General features: G+C 68.8%; 17 protein-coding genes and 1 tRNA gene. 15 read left to right on the top strand and 3 right to left on the bottom strand.

Annotated elements, in window-relative coordinates:
• Positions 1–28: 28 nt before the first annotated feature.
• The 7 genes from CK240_RS05350 to CK240_RS05380 all read left to right on the top strand — a co-directional run bounded on the left by CK240_RS05350 (position 29) and on the right by CK240_RS05380 (position 5,073).
• Positions 29–712 (top strand): cold-shock protein, encoded by a 684-nt coding sequence (locus CK240_RS05350; RefSeq protein WP_338048945.1) that lies wholly within the window; start codon positions 29–31, stop codon positions 710–712.
• Positions 709–1,200 (top strand): DUF192 domain-containing protein, encoded by a 492-nt coding sequence (locus CK240_RS05355; protein ID WP_095639315.1) that lies wholly within the window; start codon positions 709–711, stop codon positions 1,198–1,200. Before CK240_RS05350 ends, CK240_RS05355 begins: the two co-directional genes overlap by 4 nt.
• A 50-nt stretch (positions 1,201–1,250) precedes the next feature.
• Positions 1,251–1,327 (top strand) — tRNA-Pro (locus CK240_RS05360).
• Positions 1,328–1,583: 256 nt separating this feature from the next.
• Positions 1,584–2,876 carry an adenylosuccinate synthase gene (locus CK240_RS05365; RefSeq protein ID WP_095639316.1) on the top strand — a complete coding sequence of 431 codons (1,293 nt, stop codon included), beginning with the start codon at positions 1,584–1,586 and terminating at the stop codon, positions 2,874–2,876.
• A 28-nt stretch (positions 2,877–2,904) separates the two neighbouring features.
• Positions 2,905–3,117: a DUF2842 domain-containing protein gene (locus CK240_RS05370; protein ID WP_240517298.1), complete on the top strand. Its 213-nt coding sequence runs from the start codon at positions 2,905–2,907 to the stop codon at positions 3,115–3,117.
• Positions 3,114–3,767 (top strand): thiamine pyrophosphokinase, encoded by a 654-nt coding sequence (locus CK240_RS05375; protein WP_095639318.1) that lies wholly within the window; start codon positions 3,114–3,116, stop codon positions 3,765–3,767. The genes CK240_RS05370 and CK240_RS05375 overlap by 4 nt, the downstream gene beginning before the upstream one ends.
• Positions 3,768–3,906: 139 nt before the next feature.
• Positions 3,907–5,073, top strand: coding sequence for a M20 aminoacylase family protein (locus tag CK240_RS05380; RefSeq protein ID WP_095639319.1), 1,167 nt, complete (start codon positions 3,907–3,909; stop codon positions 5,071–5,073).
• A gap of 179 nt (positions 5,074–5,252) precedes the next feature.
• Here CK240_RS05380 and CK240_RS05385 read toward each other — a convergent pair whose 3' ends face one another.
• Positions 5,253–5,792 carry a hypothetical protein gene (locus CK240_RS05385; protein ID WP_240517299.1) on the bottom strand — a complete coding sequence of 180 codons (540 nt, stop codon included), beginning with the start codon at positions 5,790–5,792 and terminating at the stop codon, positions 5,253–5,255.
• 154 nt (positions 5,793–5,946) lie between these two features.
• Here CK240_RS05385 and moaA point away from each other — a divergent pair, with 154 nt between their 5' ends.
• Entirely contained in the window at positions 5,947–6,948 is a 1,002-nt protein-coding gene (gene moaA / locus CK240_RS05390) for a GTP 3',8-cyclase MoaA (protein ID WP_095639506.1), read from the top strand.
• A gap of 90 nt (positions 6,949–7,038) precedes the next feature.
• Here moaA and CK240_RS05395 read toward each other — a convergent pair whose 3' ends face one another.
• Both CK240_RS05395 and CK240_RS05400 read right to left on the bottom strand, forming a co-directional pair.
• Positions 7,039–7,389 (bottom strand): GFA family protein, encoded by a 351-nt coding sequence (locus tag CK240_RS05395; RefSeq protein WP_095639320.1) that lies wholly within the window; start codon positions 7,387–7,389, stop codon positions 7,039–7,041.
• Between the two features lie 10 nt (positions 7,390–7,399).
• Positions 7,400–8,998 (bottom strand): bifunctional metallophosphatase/5'-nucleotidase, encoded by a 1,599-nt coding sequence (locus CK240_RS05400; RefSeq protein ID WP_095639321.1) that lies wholly within the window; start codon positions 8,996–8,998, stop codon positions 7,400–7,402.
• Positions 8,999–9,150: 152 nt separating this feature from the next.
• Here CK240_RS05400 and uvrA point away from each other — a divergent pair, with 152 nt between their 5' ends.
• The 7 genes from uvrA to nuoE all read left to right on the top strand — a co-directional run bounded on the left by uvrA (position 9,151) and on the right by nuoE (position 16,986).
• Positions 9,151–12,048: an excinuclease ABC subunit UvrA gene (gene uvrA / locus CK240_RS05405; protein ID WP_095639322.1), complete on the top strand. Its 2,898-nt coding sequence runs from the start codon at positions 9,151–9,153 to the stop codon at positions 12,046–12,048.
• Positions 12,049–12,138: 90 nt separating this feature from the next.
• Positions 12,139–12,912, top strand: coding sequence for an SDR family NAD(P)-dependent oxidoreductase (locus CK240_RS05410; RefSeq protein ID WP_095639323.1), 774 nt, complete (start codon positions 12,139–12,141; stop codon positions 12,910–12,912).
• Positions 12,913–13,026: 114 nt separating this feature from the next.
• A complete protein-coding gene (locus tag CK240_RS05415) occupies positions 13,027–13,392 on the top strand; it encodes an NADH-quinone oxidoreductase subunit A (RefSeq protein WP_095639324.1) in 366 nt (121 codons plus the stop codon).
• Positions 13,393–13,532: 140 nt separating this feature from the next.
• Positions 13,533–14,060, top strand: a complete 528-nt coding sequence (locus tag CK240_RS05420) for a NuoB/complex I 20 kDa subunit family protein (RefSeq protein ID WP_090755707.1) — start codon at positions 13,533–13,535, stop codon at positions 14,058–14,060.
• 3 nt (positions 14,061–14,063) lie between these two features.
• On the top strand, positions 14,064–14,711 hold the full coding sequence (locus tag CK240_RS05425; RefSeq protein WP_095639325.1) for an NADH-quinone oxidoreductase subunit C: 648 nt from the start codon (positions 14,064–14,066) through the stop codon (positions 14,709–14,711).
• A gap of 99 nt (positions 14,712–14,810) precedes the next feature.
• Positions 14,811–16,049, top strand: coding sequence for an NADH-quinone oxidoreductase subunit D (locus tag CK240_RS05430; protein ID WP_095639326.1), 1,239 nt, complete (start codon positions 14,811–14,813; stop codon positions 16,047–16,049).
• Positions 16,050–16,113: 64 nt separating this feature from the next.
• Positions 16,114–16,986 carry an NADH-quinone oxidoreductase subunit NuoE gene (nuoE, locus tag CK240_RS05435; RefSeq protein ID WP_095639327.1) on the top strand — a complete coding sequence of 291 codons (873 nt, stop codon included), beginning with the start codon at positions 16,114–16,116 and terminating at the stop codon, positions 16,984–16,986.
• Positions 16,987–17,011: the final 25 nt, after the last annotated feature.

Below are 17,011 nucleotides of genomic sequence, written 5' to 3' on the forward strand. Positions count from 1 at the left end.
TGCCTGGCCGGCTCGACCTGGGGCACACATGAGGCTGGGCGTGATGAACGGCGAAGACCCCACGCTGGGACAACTTGTGAAGGGGCAGATCAAGTGGTTCGATCCCGCCAAGGGCTTCGGCTTTCTGGCGGACACGGGCGGCGGGCCTGACGTCCTGCTGCACGCGAACGTCCTGCGGAACTTCGGCCAGAGCTCGGTCGTGGAAGGCGCCCTGGTCGAGGTGCGCGCGATCCAGACCGCGCGCGGCCGCCAGGCGGCCGAGGTGCTGTCGATCGCGCCCGCGCCCAGCGAATCGGGTCCGCCCATCGCCGAGTTGGAGGAACTGGGCGAGGAGGAGGTGCGCGCGCTTCCCCTGCTTCCGGCACGGGTCAAGTGGTTCGACCGCAACAAGGGCTTCGGCTTCGCCAATCTGTTCGGCCGCAAGGGCGACGTCTTCCTGCATCTCGAGGTGCTGCGCCGCGGCGGCTTTGCCGATCTCGTGCCCGGAGAGGCGGTCGGCCTGCGCGTCTTCACGGCCGCGCGCGGCATGATCGCCGCCCAGATCGTCGCATGGGAGAAGGCGGTGTCGGAAAGCGAGCCGGGCACGGGAAGCGCGCCTCCTGCCGTCGGCCGCACCGACGAAGACAAGGGCGAAAGCGGCATCCTGGACAGGATGAGGACGCTTTCTGCCCCAAGGGCCCGGCTGACGCTGAACAGCAAGGCTCCGCGATGAGGCCCGCCGCCACGCTGGCGCTGGTGCTGGCCATCTGCGGCGGCGCGGCGCAGGCGCGGGACTGCGCACCGGACGTGGCGCTCCTGCTGACGCCCGACGGCCGGGAACAGCGTGTCACGGTCGAAATCGCCGACGAGCCGGCCGAGCGAGCCTTGGGGCTGATGAACCGCAGCTCTCTGCCCCCGAATCACGGAATGCTGTTCGTCTACCAGCGCCCGCAGCCCGCCAGCTTCTGGATGAAGAACACGCTGATCCCGCTGGACATGCTGTTCTTCGACAAGCACGGCCTGCTGCGCCACGTCCATCCCATGGCGCGGCCGCTGGACCTGACTCCGGTGCCCGGCGCGGCGCCCGGTGATCCCGATCCGAACCGGATGTTCATCCTTGAACTCGCCGGAGGAAAGGCCGCGCGCCTCGGCCTGGTGCCCGGCACCGCACTGGCCCACCCGGCCGTTCCGCAGAACGGCGCCGCCCGACCCTGCGACTGACCGCTTTCGGCTTTCCCCGGCCGCGCGGCCGGTCTAGAAGGGCGGCGGTCCGGGGCGTGGCGCAGCCTGGTAGCGCGACGGTTTTGGGTACCGTAGGCCGGAGGTTCGAATCCTCTCGCCCCGACCAAGCATCCGTCCCCTCTGCGGGGACCGTCTTGCAGTATCCCCTGCAATAGATATGCCCTGATCGTCCTCCTTCCTCTCCGCGCAGACTGCCCGGAAGCAGCCCATGTGCCCCGCGCGGCACGCCCCGGTCCGGCAAGGCCCCGGGCTGGGGCGTTCGCTGGCCCCATGCGCTTCAAGGCTCCCGCGCAGGAATTGCGGCTTTCGCGGGCCGGGCATCGGCGCTATAGCCCTCGCGGACCGACGAAAGGGTTGATGGAATGGCGAACGTGGTGGTGGTCGGCGCCCAGTGGGGCGACGAGGGCAAGGGCAAGATCGTCGACTGGCTCTCCGAGCGCGCCGACGTGATCGCCCGCTTCCAGGGCGGCCACAACGCGGGCCACACGCTGGTCATCGGCAACCAGGTCTTCAAGCTGTCGCTGCTGCCCTCGGGGATCGTGCGCAAGAACAAGCTGGCCGTGATTGGCAACGGCGTCGTGCTGGACCCCTGGGCGCTGTTCTCGGAAATCGAGAAGTTGGCGGGGCAGGGCGTCGCCATCTCGACCGAGAACCTGATGATCGCGGAAAACACCCCGCTGATCCTGCCGTTGCACCAGGACCTCGACCGCCTGCGCGAGGAAGCCGCCGGCGCTTCGAAGATCGGCACTACCGGCCGCGGCATCGGCCCGGCGTATGAGGACAAGGTCGGCCGTCGCACCATCCGCGTCGCGGACCTGGGCGACGAGGAAACGCTGGACAGCCGCCTCGACCGCCTGCTGGCGCACCACGATCCGCTGCGCCAGGGGCTGGGGGCCTCTCCCATCGACCGCGCGGAACTGAAGGCGAAGCTGCTGGAAATCGCGCCGAAGCTGCTGCCCTATGCGCAGCCGGTCTGGAAGATCATGGCCGACGCCCGCAAGTCCGGAAAGCGCATCCTGTTCGAGGGCGCGCAGGGCTCGCTGCTGGACATCGACTTCGGCACCTATCCTTATGTGACCTCGTCCACGACCATGTCCGGCATGGCCGCCTCGGGCACCGGCATGGGGCCGGGCGCGATCGGCTACGTCCTCGGGATCGTCAAGGCCTACACCACCCGCGTCGGCTCCGGTCCATTTCCGACGGAACTGACCGATGAGATCGGCCAGCGCCTGGGCGAGCGGGGGCACGAGTTCGGCACCGTCACCGGCCGCAAGCGGCGCTGCGGCTGGTTCGACGCCGCGCTGGTGCGCCAGACCTGCGCCATCTCGGGCGTGAACGGCATCGCGCTGACCAAGCTGGACGTGCTGGACGGCTTCGAGACGCTGAAGATCTGCACCGGCTACACCGTGGACGGCCAGCATTACGACTACCTGCCGACGGCCGCCGCGCTGCAGGCCAAGGCCGTGCCGGTCTACGAGGAAATCGAGGGCTGGACGGAATCGACCGAAGGCGCGCGGTCTTGGGCCGACCTGCCCGCCGCCGCGATCAAGTATGTCCGCCGCATCGAGGAGCTGATCCAGTGTCCCGTCGCGCTGCTGTCCACCAGCCCGGAACGCGACGACACCATCCTCGTCACCGATCCCTTCGCGGACTGACCCGATGGCCGGTCCCGAAAAGGAAGGGATGAGCCTGAAGCAGCGCAAGCGCTGGTCGCTGGTGCTGCTGCTGGTCTGGATGCCGGTCTGGGTCGTGATCGCGGTGACGCTGGTGAACTGGATCGACGCCCGCTTCGGCCGGATGCCCATCTGGGCCGAGGTGCCGATGTATGTCTTCCTGGCCTTTGTCTGGGTGCTGCCCTTCCGCCGCGTCTTCCGGGGCGTCGGTCGGGGCGAATGATCCCCGTCCTGACCTCGCCCCTCGGCGTGACGCTGATCGGCGGGGGCGAGGTCACGGCCGCCGATCTCGCCCAGGCGCTGGCCCTCGCCCCGGTGGTGGCCGCTGCCGACAGCGGCGCCGACCGGGCGCTGGCCGCGGGCCTCGTCCCGCAGGCCGTCATCGGCGACCTAGATTCCCTCTCGCCCGCGGGCCGCGCGGCGATCCCGCCCGAGCGCCTGCATCTCGTCGCCGAGCAGGAAACGACCGACTTCGAGAAGGTGCTCCTCCGCATCTCCGCCCCCTTCGTGCTGGGCGTGGGCTTTTCCGGCCCGCGCAGCGACCACCTGCTGGCCGCCCTCACCGCGCTGGTCCGCCTGCGCCGCCCGCCCTGCCTGCTGCTGGGCGGCGAGGACGTGGCCTTCGCCGCCCCCGCCCGCCTGCGCCTCGACCTGCCCCCCGGCACGCGCCTGTCCCTTTGCCCCCTGGGACCCGTCACGGGCAGCAGCCGGGGCCTGCGCTGGCCCATCGACGGGCTGACGCTCGACCCTGCGCATCGCACCGGCACCTCGAATGCGACGACCGGCCCCGCCGAGCTGGCGCTGGACGGCCCCTGCATCGTCATCCTGCCCCGTGAACAGGCGGCCGCCGCCATCCGGGCGGTCCGCGCCTGACCGTCCCCCCCGCAGCGTCCTTCTTCTTCGTGCAAATATCCTGGGGTGAGGCCCGGCACGGGCCGAGGGGCAACGCCCCTTCTTCCTTCCCCTTGCGCGCGGGACGCCGCACGCTAGCCTTGCGGCGAAGGAGAGCATCATGCCCGTCAAGAACCGTTTCGCCGAGCTTCAGCCCGAGATCGCCGCCTGGCGACGGGATTTCCACGAGAACCCCGAGCTCGACTATGACGTCCATCGCACCGCCGGACGCGTGGCGGACCTGCTGCGCGAGTTCGGCTGCGACGAGGTGACCGAGGGCGTGGGCCGCACCGGCGTCGTCGGCGTCATCAGGGGCCGCACCGACACCAGGGGCCGCGTCGTGGGATTGCGCGCCGACATGGACGCCCTGCCGATCACCGAGGCGACGGGCGCCGAATATGCCTCGAAGACCCCCGGCGCCATGCACGCCTGCGGCCATGACGGCCACACCGCCATGCTGCTGGGCGCGGCGAAATACCTGGCCGAGACGCGCAACTTCGACGGCACGGCGGTTGTGATCTTCCAGCCAGCCGAGGAAGGCGGCGGGGGCGGGCAGGCGATGGTGCAGGACGGCCTCGTGGACCGCTGGAACATTCAGGAATTCTACGGGATGCACAACATGCCCGGCCTGCCGGCCGGCCAGTTCGCCATCCGCGAGGGCGCGATGATGGCTGCCGCCGACCAGTTCGAGATCCTTCTGACCGGCAAGGGCGGCCATGCGGCCATGCCGCATGAGGCGGTGGACACCACGCTGATGGCGGCGCAGGTGATCGTGGCGCTCCAGTCGATCGTGGCCCGCAACGTCAGCCCGCTGCAAAGCGCCGTGGTGTCGGTCTGCGTGGTGGAAACGGGCTCGCGCGCCCACAACATCATCCCCGAGACCGTGCGCCTGCGTGGCACGGCCCGCAGCCTCGATCCCGCCGTCCGCGACCATGTCGAGCAACGGCTGCACCAGGTCGCCACCGGCATCGCCGCGGCGATGGGCGGCTCGGCCAGGGTCGATTACCAGCGCGGCTATCCCGTAACGATGAACCACCCCGAGGCGACCGTCCATGCCGCCGAGGTCGCGCGGCAGGTCGCGGGCGACGTGGATCTCGAGATGTTGCCCCTGATGGCGGGCGAGGATTTCAGCTACATGCTGCTGGAACGCCCCGGCGCCTATATCTTCGTGGGCAACGGCGACACGGCCCGGCTTCACCATCCCGCTTATGACTTCGACGACGACGTGATCCCCGCGGGATCAAGCTGGTATGCAGGCATGATCGAGGCGCGGATGCCTGCCGCCTGACACGGCAGGCCCTTCGGCCCCCTGGCAGCGGCAGGCCCTCCGGCGAGTGCCGGCGCGGGCGGAAGCCCTTGCGCGCGGCCGCCTTGTGGCGCTTGCGGGCGCGGGGATGCCGCGCCTGCGGGCGGTTCTGTCGAGGACGGGCGATCCGGCGGGTCTTGCCCGTGCCGGACCGGGCCGCCTCAGCTGCGGTACACCTCGACCTCGGGCAGGTCCGTCAGGTCGGCGCCCAGCGTCGTCAGGGCGGGCAGCGACACCTGGCTGCCGCCCGAGGCCGGGCCGGACAGGGGGATCAGGTCCACGTTGACCGAGCGACCGCTGGACGGATCGACGATCCGCCCCTTGCCGGGGGCCTGGACCAGCGGCGTCTTGATCCAGAACCCGCCCTCGGTCGCATCGCCCAGCGACGCGATGGTGGTGCCGAGCCGCCCGCCGGTCGCGGTCGGGCGGGTCGCGGCGGCCTTCTCGGCGGCCGAGGCGTCCAGCTGCGAAACGCTGCGCGAGCCGGCGGGGCGCTGCAGCGTGCCCTCGACCACCCCGGTGCGGGCCTCGGCGGCCGCAGCGGCTGCCGCCGATCCGCCGGTCGCCGGGGCGGCGGTCACCGTTCCGGCCGGGGTGCGGGGCGGGGCTGCGGGGCTCGTGTCCATGCCCATGTCGCAGGCGGCCAGCGCCATCAGCGGCAGAGCCAGCGCGCAAAGGCGCAGGGTCGGGCGGGTCGTCATGTCATATCCCTCGTGCATGATCCGTGCATCGGCTGTGCATCGCTTGCACGCCGAGATTGCGCTCCTTCCCGTGCCGCTGTCCACGCCCGGGCCGCCGCTCGGCGGCAAGGCGCCCATTCTTGTGCCCCGGACGACACGGACCTATGTAACGTCCATGTCCGCTGCCCCGCTGATCGACCCTTTCGCCCGCCCGATCACCTATCTGCGGGTGTCGGTCACCGATCGCTGCGATTTCCGCTGCACCTACTGCATGGCCGAGCACATGCAGTTCCTGCCCAAGGCCGAGCTGCTGACGCTCGAGGAGCTGGGGCGCCTGTCGAACGCCTTTGTCGACCTCGGCGTGCGCAAGCTGCGGATCACGGGCGGCGAGCCCCTGGTGCGCCGCAACATCATGTCCTTCTTCCGCGCCATGTCGGATCGCCTGGGGCAGGGACTGGACGAGCTGACCCTGACCACCAACGGCAGCCAGCTTGCGCGCTTTGCCGATGAACTGGCGGATTGCGGGGTCAGGCGCATCAACGTCTCGCTGGACACGCTGAACGCCGACAAGTTCGCCGCGATCACCCGCTGGGGCCGCCTGGCCCAGGTCATGGACGGCGTCGCCGCCGCCAAGGCCGCCGGATTGCGCGTCAAGATCAATACGGTGGCGCTGAAAGGCTTCAACGAGGACGAGCTTTTCCCCCTGATCGACTGGTGCGGCGAACAGGGGCACGACCTGACCTTCATCGAGGTCATGCCCATGGGCGACATGGGCGAGGAGACGCGGCTGGACCAGTACTGGGCGCTCAGCGACCTGCGCCGGAGGCTCGAGTCCCGCTTCACCCTGACGCCTCTGGCCGAGCGGACGGGCGGCCCCGCGCGCTATGTCCGGCTTGAGGAAACGGGCCAGAAGATCGGGTTCATCACGCCCCTGACGCATAACTTCTGTGAAAGCTGCAACCGCGTGCGCGTCACCTGCACGGGCGAGCTGTTCATGTGCCTCGGGCAGGAGGACCGCGCCGACCTGCGCGCCCCGCTGCGCGCCAGCCCCGGCGACGAGGCCCTGAAGGATGCGATCCGCGCCGCCATCTCCCGCAAGCCCAAGGGCCACGACTTCGACTATTCGCGCGGGGTCGCGGGCCAGATGACCCGGCACATGAGCCACACGGGCGGCTGAAGCCCCCTCCTTTTTCCTGACGGTCCGTGCGGTTTCCGCCACCTGCGGGGGAACGGCTGCCGGCCATGATGCGGCAGCCTCGCGGGCCGCTCAGAAGCTCGCGCCGTCCACCGCCTTGCTATTCAGCGCCCGTGCGTCCACCCCGTCAAGGCAGTTGACGTTCACGCCCACCATCCTCTGCCCGTCCTTTTCGGCGTAGGCGAAAGGCTCGATCCCGCAGGTCGGGCAGAAGCGGTGCGAGATCCGGTGCGTGTTGAACAGGTATTCCGTCGTCGGTCCGTCCAGGGTCAGCGTGAAGGCGGTCTCGGGCAGGAAGGCCAGCGTCCAGCCCATGCGCCGGCAGCGAGAGCAGTTGCAGGTGAAGGTCTCGTCCAGGTCGGCATCGACCTCGAAGGCGATGGCGCCGCACTGGCAGCTTCCGGCGTAATGCTGCGTGGCCATCCCGGCCTCCTCATTTCACGGTGATGCGGCGGTCGAGCGCCGGGGCGTAGCCGGGTCCCTGCCGCGACAGGTGGTCGGCGAGGACCTCGGCGAGGTCGGGGCCGAAGTCATAGGCGTCCGTGGCCTCGGTCGCGAACATCGCATAGCCGTCGCCGCCACCACGCAGGTAGTTGTTGGTGACGATGCCATAGCTTGCCTCGGGGTCGATCGGCGCCCAGCCCTCGGCGGCCTTCACCTGCACGTCGCTGATCCGGCTGCCCGCAGGGGCGGCGGGATCAAGCGCGTAGCGCAGACCGGCGACTTGGGCGAAGCGGCCCGCGCCCTCCTCAACCTGGCTTGCACCGTTTTCCAGCGCGGCCAGCACGGTCGAGCCCTTGGCCCGGAAGGTGGACAGCGAGTTCTGGAAGGGCAGGACGTCATAAACCTCGCCCATGGTCACCGGGCCCGCGTCGATCGAGGCGCGCAACCCGCCGCCGTTCTGGATCGCGATGTCGATGCCCTGAGCCGCCACCCGCGCCAGCATCGCGTCGGCCACGACGCTGCCCATGACGCATTCGCGCGCCCGGCAGTCGGTCCGGTCGGCACCAAGCGGAACGGCGATCTCGGCCACCTGCTTCTGGCGCAGTTCGTCCAGCGGCCTGGCCATCTCGGTCACGCGGGCGGCGAGGGCCTTGTCCTCGGGCTGGCTGGCGTCCAGCAGGATCGGCGCACCCTCGGCGGCGGTCAGGCGGCCCGCATCGTCGAAGGTCAGTTTCAGCTCACCCAGGTATTTGCCGTAGGCATAGGCGGTTGCGACGGGAACCTCGGCGCCGTCCGAACCCCTGGCGCGGGTCGGATAGGGGCCGGCCGCGCCCTCCATGTCGCCCAGCTGGGTGTGGCTGTGGCCGCCGATGATGGCGTCGAGGCCGGGCACCCCTGCGGCGAACTCCAGGTCGCGGGGATAGCCGACGTGGGTGAGGGCGATGATCTTGTCCACGCCCTCGTCCTCGAGCGCCTGCACCCCGGCCTTGAGGCTTTCCATGTCGTCCTGGAAGATCACCGAGGGGCCGGGCGAGGCCGTCTCGGGCGTGTCCATCGCAAGCGCCGACACAAGGCCGATCTTCTCGCCCCCCACATCGAGCGTGACGGTATGGCGCAGCTTGCCCGCCAGCACGTTCGACCGCGACACGTCGAGGTTGCCCGACATGACCGGGAACTTCACGCCGTCCAGCAGCACCGCCGCGCCCTCGGGGCCATCGTCGAATTCGTGATTGCCGAGGCTCATGGCATCATAGCCGATGGCGTTCATGAACTCGACCGTGTCCCGGCCCTTGTAGGTCGTGTAGAACAGGCTGCCCTGGTACTGGTCGCCCGCGTCCAGCACGATCACGTTGCCGCCCTCGGCACGGATTGCATCGCGTCGCGCGTCGATCGCGGCTTTCAGCCGCGCGACGCCCCCGAAGCACTCGGCCTTGGCCAGCGTCTCGGCGTCGCAGGTCGAATCGAAGGCGTTGATCGGCTCGATCCGGCTGTGGAAATCGTTGGTGTGCAGGACATGCAGCACATAGTCGGCCTGCGCGGCGCTGGCGAAGCCCAGCATGGCGGCCGAGGACAGAAGCAGGCGGATCATGGCGGGCTCCGAAAGGGGGTCGGGTTCAGCCTGCCAGCGGCACGCCCGTGTGACAAGCGGGGTTCAGCGCAGATGTTCGCATGATGTTCCAAGGCGCTTGCGTTCCGGCGCGGCCTGCCTATCTGTTGCCCTTGTCCCCCCGAGAGGTCCGCATGGAACAGAAGTTCATCGAGGTGCGCGGCGCGCGCGAGCATAATCTCAAGGGCGTGGACATGGACATCCCGCGCGACTCGCTGGTGGTGATCACCGGCCTGTCGGGGTCGGGCAAGTCCAGCCTTGCCTTTGACACTATCTATGCGGAAGGCCAGCGGCGCTATGTCGAAAGCCTGTCGGCCTATGCCCGGCAGTTCCTTGACATGATGGGCAAGCCCGACGTGGACCACATCTCGGGCCTGTCGCCGGCGATTTCCATCGAGCAGAAGACGACCTCGAAGAACCCGCGGTCCACCGTGGGAACGGTGACGGAAATCTACGACTACCTGCGGCTGCTGTTCGCCCGCGCCGGCACGCCTTACAGCCCGGCGACCGGCCTGCCCATCGAGGCGCAGCAGGTGCAGGACATGGTGGACCGCGTGATGGCGCTGCCCGAGGGGACGCGCGCCTATCTGCTGGCCCCCATCGTCCGCGACCGCAAGGGCGCCTACGAAAAGGAGCTGCTGGACCTGCGCAAGCGCGGCTTCCAGCGGGTCAAGATCGACGGGGCGTTCCACGAGCTTGATACCCCGCCCACGCTGGACAAGAAGTTCCGCCACGACATCGACGTGGTGGTGGACCGCATTGTCGTGCGCGAGGGGCTGGAAACGCGCCTTGCCGACAGCCTCCGCACCGCGCTGGACCTGGCGGAAGGCATCGCTATCCTCGAAACCGCCCCGGCCGAGGGCGAGCCCGAGCGGATCACCTTCTCGGAAAACTTCGCCTGTCCGGTTTCGGGCTTCACCATCCCGGAAATCGAGCCACGGCTGTTTTCCTTCAACGCCCCGCTGGGCGCCTGTCCGGCCTGCGACGGTTTGGGGGTCGAATTGTTCTTCGACGAGCGTCTGGTGGTTCCCGACACCGGCCTGTCGGTCGCGCAGGGGGCCATCGCGCCCTGGGCCAAGTCCAAGTCGGCCTATCTGACCCAGACGATCAACGCGCTGGCCGCGCATTACGGCTTTGACCGCAAGACCCCGTGGCGCGACCTGCCGGATCACGTCCGCCACGTCCTGATGCACGGGTCGGGCAGCGACGAGATCCGCTTCCGCTTCGACGACGCGGGCCGCGTCTATGAGGTCAGCCGCACCTTCGAGGGCGTCATCCCCAACATCGAGCGCCGTTACCGCGAGACGGACTCGGCCTGGTCGCGCGAGGAGCTCGAGCGTTACCAGAACAGCCGCCCCTGCCATGTCTGCAACGGCAACCGCCTGAAGCCCGAGGCGCTGGCGGTGAAGATCGCGGGCCGCCACATCGGCCAGGTCACCGACCTGTCCATCCGCGAGGCCTTGGACACCATGGGCGAGGTCGCGCCCACGCTGTCGCGCCAGAAGGCCGAGATCGCCGCGCCGATCCTGAAGGAAATCCGCGAGCGTCTGGGCTTCCTCGTGAACGTGGGTCTCGACTACCTGACGCTTTCCCGCGCGGCGGGCACGCTGTCGGGCGGGGAAAGCCAGCGCATCCGGCTCGCGTCCCAGATCGGCAGCGGCCTGACGGGCGTGCTTTACGTGCTGGACGAGCCCTCCATCGGTCTGCACCAGCGCGACAACGACCGGCTGCTGGACGCGCTGAAGGGGCTGCGGGACCAGGGCAACTCGGTCATCGTCGTGGAACATGACGAGGACGCGATCCGCCACGCCGACTATGTCTTCGACATGGGGCCGGGGGCAGGGGTGCACGGCGGGCAGGTGGTCGCCAAGGGCACGCCTGCCGAGATCGAGGCGAACCCCGACAGCCTGACCGGGCAGTATCTGTCCGGTGCGCGGGCCATCGAGGTTCCGGCCGAACGCCGCCCCGGCAACGGCAAGGCCGTGACCGTCGAGGGCGCGACGGGGAACAACCTGCACGACGTTACCGTCGATTTCCCGCTGGGCCGCTTCGTCTGCGTGACGGGTGTTTCCGGCGGCGGAAAGTCCACGCTGACCATCGAGACGCTGTTCAAGACCGCATCCATGCGGCTGAACGGGGCGCGGCAGACGCCCGCGCCCGCGCGTGCGGTCAAGGGGCTGGAACATCTCGACAAGGTCATCGACATTGACCAGCGCCCCATCGGGCGCACCCCCCGGTCGAACCCGGCGACCTATACCGGCGCCTACACCCATATCCGCGACTGGTTCGCCCGCCTGCCCGAGGCGAAGGCCCGCGGCTACGGCCCCGGCCGCTTCTCGTTCAACGTCAAGGGCGGGCGCTGCGAGGCCTGCCAGGGCGACGGCGTCATCAAGATCGAGATGCACTTCCTGCCCGACGTCTACGTCACCTGCGAAACCTGCAAGGGCAAGCGCTACAACCGCGAGACGCTCGAGGTCGAGTTCAAGGGCAAGTCCATCGCCGACGTGCTGGACATGACCATCGAGGACGCGCAGGAGTTCTTCAAGGCCGTGCCCTCGATCCGGTCCAAGATGGACGCGCTGGTCCAGGTGGGGCTGGGCTATGTCAAGGTCGGCCAGCAGGCGACGACCCTGTCGGGCGGCGAGGCGCAGCGGGTGAAGCTGGCCAAGGAGCTTTCGCGGGCCTCCACCGGCAAGACGCTGTATATCCTCGACGAGCCCACGACGGGCCTGCATTTCGACGACACGCGCAAGCTGCTCGAGGTGCTGCAGCGGCTGGTCGATCAGGGCAACACGGTTGTGGTGATCGAGCACAACCTCGACGTCATCAAGACCGCCGACTGGATCATCGACATCGGGCCCGAGGGCGGCGACGGCGGCGGGCGGATCGTGGCGGAAGGCACGCCCGAGGACGTGGCGCAGGTCGCCGAAAGCCACACCGGCCGCTATCTGGCGCCGATGCTGGAAACGGCGGCGCGGCGGCGTCCGGCGGAAGAGGCGCCCCGGCGGAAGGCGCGCGTTTCGGCGGCGTGATGCCGCAGTGACGCCGCGGCTGCGGGGCAGGGGCAACCACTTCGGCGGCCGGTTCGTTCCACCGGCAGGCTGCGATCGAAGGAGGTTCCCATGTCCGCATCCGACATCACGTTCGACTTCTCGGGCCGCGTCGCCATCGTCACCGGCGCGGGATCGGGCATCGGGCGCGCCATCGCCCTTGAGTTGGCGCAATCCGGGGCCGGCGTCGTCCTGGGCGACCTCAAGCAGGAGGTGGCCGACAAGGTCGTGGCCGAGATCGAGGCGGCGGGCGGCAAGGCCGTGGCCGTCGGGGGCGACGTGGCCGATCCTGCCAATGCCGACGCCCTGGTGCGGGCGGCGGAAAGCCTGCCCGGAACGCTGTCGATGGCCGTCAACAACGCGGGCATCGGCGGCCCTCATGCGGACGCCGGGGATTATCCGCTGGACGGCTGGCAGCGCGTCATCGACATCAACCTGAACGGCGTCCTTTACGGGATGCGCGCGCAGCTTGCCGCCATGGCCGCGGCGGGGACCAAGGGGTCGATCGTCAACATGGCCTCGATCCTGGGCAGCGTGGGCTTTGCCGGGTCCAGCGCCTATGTCGCGGCCAAGCACGGCGTGGTCGGGATGACCAAGACCGCCGCATGGGAATACGGCCCCCGCGGCATCCGCGTGAACGCGGTCGGCCCGGGCTTCATCCTGACGCCGCTGATCCAGGACACCATGGACGAGGCCGCCTTGCAGGGACTGGCCGCGCGCCACGCCCCCGGCCGCCTGGGCACGTCCGAGGAGGTGTCCGCCCTGACCCTGTTCCTGCTGTCGGACCGCGCCAGCTTCATCACCGGCAGCTACCACCTGGTCGATGGCGGCTATACCGCGATCTGAACGGGCCGGAAGACGGGCGGGTCGCATTGACCCCCGGGGCCGCCGCGTCTAAATGAGGCCCTAGCCAAGCCACGCCGCGCCCCCGGGCGCCGCGCCGTCAGGGGAGCCCGCCTCGTGGACTATCTGCTATCCGAATATCTGCCGGTCCTTGTTTTCCTGGGCATGGCCTCGGCGCTGGTGATCATCCTCGTTCTGGCCGCCTGGATCATCGCGGTCCGCAACCCGGACCCGGAAAAGACCAGCGCCTATGAATGCGGCTTCAACGCCTTCGACGACGCGCGGATGAAATTCGACGTCCGCTTCTATCTCGTCTCGATCCTGTTCATCATCTTCGACCTCGAGGTGGCGTTTCTGTTCCCCTGGGCGCTGAACATCTCGACGATGAGCGACGTGGCCTTCTGGTCGATGATGGTCTTCCTGGCGGTGCTGACCATCGGCTTTGCCTATGAATGGCGGAAAGGGGCCCTCGAATGGGCGTGACGGACGACATGCGCACGGACGCGGGCGCGGCCGGCGACACCGGCGGCAACATCGGATCGGCCATCGGCACGGGGGCGGGCCCCGCGCATCACGGCGGCCACCCCACCCATGTCAAGTCGGGGCTGATCTTTCCCGAAGGCGTGCAGACCGGCCTGAACACCGCCGGGCCCGACCGCGAGGTCGCGACCCAGGCGCTCAGCCGCGAGTTGCAGGACAAGGGCTTCCTGCTGACCACGACCGAGGACATCATCAACTGGGCCCGCAACGGCTCGATGCACTGGATGACCTTCGGTCTGGCCTGCTGCGCGGTCGAGATGATGCACACCTCGATGCCCCGCTACGACCTCGAACGCTTCGGGACCGCGCCGCGCGCCAGCCCGCGCCAGTCGGACCTGATGATCGTCGCGGGCACGCTGACCAACAAGATGGCGCCCGCGCTGCGCAAGGTCTACGACCAGATGCCCGAGCCGCGCTACGTGATCTCTATGGGGTCCTGCGCGAACGGCGGCGGCTATTACCATTACAGCTATTCCGTCGTGCGCGGCTGCGACCGGATCGTGCCGGTGGACGTCTATGTCCCGGGCTGTCCGCCCACGGCCGAGGCGCTGCTGTATGGCATCCTGCAACTGCAGCGGAAGATCCGCCGCACCGGCACCCTGGTGAGGTAAGCGATGGCCATCTATCCCGATCCCCAGGCGCTGGCCGAACTGGGCGAGATGATCGCCGCCCGCCGTCCGAACGACGTGCTGGACTACAAGGTGGCCTTCGGCGAGCTGACGCTGACGGTCCATGCCGGCGCGATCGTCGGGCTGGTGCAGGCGCTGCGCGACGATCCGGCCTGCCGCTTCTCGACGCTGGTGGACATCACGGCCGTCGATTACCCCGAGCGGCCGGCTCGTTTCGACGTCGTCTGGCACTTCCTGTCGATGTACACGAACCAGCGCATCCGCCTGAAGGCCGCGATCCGCGAGGACGAGCTGGTGCCCTCGATCACCGGCCTGATCCCGACGGCCAACTGGTTCGAGCGCGAGGTCTTCGACATGTTCGGGATCTTGTTCTCGGGCCACCCGGACCTGCGCCGCATCCTGACCGACTACGGCTTCAAGGGCTATCCGCTGCGCAAGGACTTCCCGACGACGGGCTATGTCGAGGTCCGCTATGACGACATCGAGAAGCGCGTCGTCTACGAGCCGGTGAACCTGACCCAGGAATACCGCAAGTTCGACTTCCTGTCGCCCTGGGAGGGCACGCACCAGCTGCTGCCGGGCGACGAGAAGGCTCCGGCGACCATCGGCGTGACGGCGGATGGCAAGAAATGAGGTCCGGGCCTGAGAACGGCGAGCGTTCCGGGCCGGTGATGACGAAATCTGCCGAGCGGCTGGCCGGAAGGGTCCATGCCGCAGCAAGGGGGTAGGCCGATGGACGGCGACATCCGCAGCAACACGTATGACGACGGCAGCTTCGACGTGCTGACCGGCGAACAGCGCATCCGCAACTTCAACATCAACTTCGGGCCTCAGCACCCGGCGGCGCACGGCGTGCTGCGCATGGTGATCGAGCTGGACGGCGAGATCGTCGAGCGCGTGGACCCCCATATCGGCCTGCTGCACCGCGGGACCGAGAAGCTGATGGAGGACCGCACCTATCTGCAAAACCTGCCCTACATGGACCGGCTCGACTACGTGTCGCCCATGTGCATGGAGCATGCCTGGTGCCTGGCGATCGAGCGCCTGACCGGCGTTGAGATCCCGCGCCGCGCCAGCCTGATCCGGGTGCTGTTCTCGGAAATCACGCGCATCCTGAACCACCTGCTGAACGTGACCACGGGCGCCATGGACGTTGGGGCGCTGACCCCGCCGCTGTGGGGCTTCGAGGAACGCGAGAAGCTGATGATCTTCTACGAGCGGGCCTCGGGCGCGCGGCTGCACGCCGCCTATTTCCGCCCCGGCGGCGTCCACCAGGACCTGCCGCCCGACCTGATCGACGACATCGACGACTGGGCGGTCCACTTCCCCAAGGTCGTGGACGACCTCGACACGCTGATCACGGAAAACCGGATCTTCAAGCAGCGCACCGTGGACATCGGCATCGCCAAGGAACAGGACATCCTGGACTGGGGCTGGTCGGGGATCATGGCGCGCGGTTCTGGCCTTGCCTGGGACCTGCGCCGCTCGCAGCCCTATGAATGCTACGACGAGTTCGACTTCGAGGTTCCTGTCGGCACCAACGGCGACTGCTACGACCGCTACCTGCTGCGGATGGAGGAGATGCGCCAGTCGGTCCGCATCATCCGCCAGGCCGTGGCCAAGCTGAAGGCGGAACCGGCAGGCGACGTGCTGGCGCGCGGCAAGCTGACGCCGCCGCGCCGGCTGGACATGAAGCGCGACATGGAAAGCCTGATCCACCACTTCAAGCTTTACACCGAAGGCTTCAAGGTCCCTGCGGGTGAGGTTTATGCCGCCGTCGAGGCGCCCAAGGGCGAGTTCGGCGTCTATCTGGTCAGCGACGGCACCAACAAGCCTTACCGCGCCAAGCTGCGCGCGCCCGGCTTCTGCCACCTCCAGTCGATGGACTGGATGGCCAAGGGCCACATGCTGGCCGACGTGACCGCTCTGATCGCCACCTCGGATGTCGTGTTCGGCGAGGTGGACCGGTGAGCCTGTCCGTGATGAACCCGTCGCCGCGTCCGGCGACCCCCGCCGTTACCGGAGTGCCCGCCTGATGCTGCGCCGCCTTGCCCCCGTCCAGCCCGACTCGTTCGAGTTCACGCCCGCGAACCTGACATGGGCGCGCGCGCAGATGACCAAGTTCCCCGAAGGCCGGCAGATGTCGGCCATCATCCCGCTGCTGTGGAGGGCGCAGGAACAGGAAGGCTGGCTGACGCGGCCCGCCATCGAATACGTGGCCGAGATGTTGGGCATGTCCTACATCCGGGCGCTGGAGGTGGCGACCTTCTACTTCATGTTCCAGCTGCAGCCGGTTGGGAAGATTGCCCATATCCAGATCTGCGGCACCACGACCTGCATGATCTGCGGCGCGGGCGACCTGATCCGCGTCTGCCGCGAGAAGATCGCCGCCAGCCCGCATGTGGTCTCGGCCGACGGCAACTTCTCGTGGGAAGAGGTCGAATGCCTCGGGGCCTGCTCGAACGCGCCGATGGTCCAGATCGGCAAGGATTACTACGAGGACCTGACGGCCGAGAAGCTTTCGGCGCTGATCGATGCGCTGGCGGAGGGCCAGGTGCCGGTGCCGGGGCCGCAGAACGGCCGTTTTTCGTCCGAGCCCCTGGGTGGGCCGGTGGCGCTGGCCTCGGTCGAGCGCGCCGAGAAGATGAACGCCTCAGCCACGCTGGCAGTCAGGCAGCGCGACACGGTCAAGCGCATCGACGGGACCGAGGTGCCGCTGCTGACCCCCTGGGTGCGCCAGCCCGAGGAGGCCGGGGGCGAAGGGGAATACGATCCCCATCCCGGCGAGGGGCGTCCCGTGGACAAGACCGGCGTGACGGTGCAGGAGGCGGCCGGGACCTCGGCCGCGCGGCCCCCGTCCAAGCGGGAGCCGGCGGGCCAGCCCGCCGACGCGAAGGACACCGAGTGAACTGAGGCCCCAGGGACAGGAACGA

The sequence above is a fragment of the Paracoccus salipaludis genome, assembly GCF_002287065.1.
GTDB classification, from domain to species: Bacteria; Pseudomonadota; Alphaproteobacteria; order Rhodobacterales; family Rhodobacteraceae; genus Paracoccus; species Paracoccus salipaludis.

What these genes read in the sequence shown, in the direction of transcription:
- moaA (WP_095639506.1), top strand. Translation starts at nt 5,947, where the DNA reads ATGTCCGCTGCCCCGCTGATCGACCCTTTCGCCCGCCCGATCACCTAT.
- CK240_RS05355 (WP_095639315.1), top strand. Translation starts at nt 709, where the DNA reads ATGAGGCCCGCCGCCACGCTGGCGCTGGTGCTGGCCATCTGCGGCGGC.
- CK240_RS05380 (WP_095639319.1), top strand. Translation starts at nt 3,907, where the DNA reads ATGCCCGTCAAGAACCGTTTCGCCGAGCTTCAGCCCGAGATCGCCGCC.
- CK240_RS05400 (WP_095639321.1), bottom strand. Translation starts at nt 8,998, where the DNA reads ATGATCCGCCTGCTTCTGTCCTCGGCCGCCATGCTGGGCTTCGCCAGC.
- CK240_RS05425 (WP_095639325.1), top strand. Translation starts at nt 14,064, where the DNA reads ATGGCCATCTATCCCGATCCCCAGGCGCTGGCCGAACTGGGCGAGATG.
- nuoE (WP_095639327.1), top strand. Translation starts at nt 16,114, where the DNA reads ATGCTGCGCCGCCTTGCCCCCGTCCAGCCCGACTCGTTCGAGTTCACG.
- CK240_RS05370 (WP_240517298.1), top strand. Translation starts at nt 2,905, where the DNA reads ATGAGCCTGAAGCAGCGCAAGCGCTGGTCGCTGGTGCTGCTGCTGGTC.
- CK240_RS05430 (WP_095639326.1), top strand. Translation starts at nt 14,811, where the DNA reads ATGGACGGCGACATCCGCAGCAACACGTATGACGACGGCAGCTTCGAC.
- CK240_RS05395 (WP_095639320.1), bottom strand. Translation starts at nt 7,389, where the DNA reads ATGGCCACGCAGCATTACGCCGGAAGCTGCCAGTGCGGCGCCATCGCC.
- uvrA (WP_095639322.1), top strand. Translation starts at nt 9,151, where the DNA reads ATGGAACAGAAGTTCATCGAGGTGCGCGGCGCGCGCGAGCATAATCTC.
- CK240_RS05365 (WP_095639316.1), top strand. Translation starts at nt 1,584, where the DNA reads ATGGCGAACGTGGTGGTGGTCGGCGCCCAGTGGGGCGACGAGGGCAAG.
- CK240_RS05385 (WP_240517299.1), bottom strand. Translation starts at nt 5,792, where the DNA reads ATGACGACCCGCCCGACCCTGCGCCTTTGCGCGCTGGCTCTGCCGCTG.
- CK240_RS05375 (WP_095639318.1), top strand. Translation starts at nt 3,114, where the DNA reads ATGATCCCCGTCCTGACCTCGCCCCTCGGCGTGACGCTGATCGGCGGG.
- CK240_RS05410 (WP_095639323.1), top strand. Translation starts at nt 12,139, where the DNA reads ATGTCCGCATCCGACATCACGTTCGACTTCTCGGGCCGCGTCGCCATC.
- CK240_RS05350 (WP_338048945.1), top strand. Translation starts at nt 29, where the DNA reads ATGAGGCTGGGCGTGATGAACGGCGAAGACCCCACGCTGGGACAACTT.